General features: G+C 45.9%; 1 protein-coding gene. It reads right to left on the bottom strand.

Going from position 1 to position 1,106, the window contains the following annotated elements:
• Positions 1-279: 279 nt before the first annotated feature.
• The coding region (gene maeA / locus R8N49_RS25080; protein ID WP_318190207.1) for an oxaloacetate-decarboxylating malate dehydrogenase at positions 280-1,106 on the bottom strand (827 nt) is incomplete at its 5' end.

Here is a 1,106-nt window from a genome sequence, read left to right as displayed (position 1 = left end):
GTCGATGGCAACGACAGACAGAAGGAGTCCAAATAAAGAGATCGACAAAATCAAAGCAATTCGCTTCCACGAACACTTAAGCTTCCACTTTGACCTTATACGAGAAAACAGCAAAACGTCTTATACCCTTTAATAAATGTGTATTCCTCATCATATCTGATAGAAACAAAAAGAGAGAAGCCCATTTATGCCAAAATCTGGTTAGGATGATAAAAAACAGCTTAAAAAACAAAAGCCCCTACAGAGTAGGGGCTAATAATTATACAAGTTGTCTCAAGCTTAGAATGCTGTGCGTTTGTAGCGGCGGTAAACTGGCTGCCAGAACGCTTGGTCAATAGCATCGTTTAGCGCTTCGTCTGTGATTTCCAGTGCCACACCTTGCTCGATTGCTTTCTTCGCAACGGCAAAAGCAATCTTCTTCGATACTAGGTGGATTTCTTCCAAAGGTGGTAGAAGTGCACCACGACCATTAATCGCAAGTGGAGAGCATGTAGCCAGCGCTCGGCTTGATTCCATTAGCATTTCGTCAGTCACGCGTTTTGCGTTAACCGCTAAAACGCCAAGACCGATACCTGGGAAGATGTAGCTGTTGTTACATTGTGCGATAGGATAAGTGCGACCTTCGTGAACCACAGGATCAAACGGACTACCCGTTGCCACTAGCGCTTCACCGTTTGTCCAACGGCTGATGTCGTTTGGTGTTGCTTCAACACGGCTGGTTGGGTTTGACAGCGGGAAGACAATCGGACGCTTGCAGTGTTTGTGCATCTCTTCGATGACTTCTTGGCTAAATAGCCCAGGAGCACCTGATACACCAATCAGTACCGTTGGTTTCGCGTTACGCATTACATCTAGTAGTGAGAAGCCATTTCCTTCATTTTCCCACTCTTTTGTGTTGCTGTGTTTTTGGACCAAACGCTGTTGGAAATCAAGCAGGTTAGGCATACCTTCTTGTAACAGACCCCAGCGATCGACCATGTAAACTTGAGAGCGTGCTTTCTCGTCAGAAATCCCTTCCGATACCATTTGCGCAATGATCGCTTCTGCGATACCACAACCCGCAGAACCCGCACCTAAGAAAGTGATGCGCTGTTTAGAAAGCTGAG

The organism is Vibrio sp. 1978 (assembly GCF_033344345.1).
Note: the sequence above shows the minus strand (reverse complement) of the source record. Positions and strands in the feature narration are given on the sequence as shown.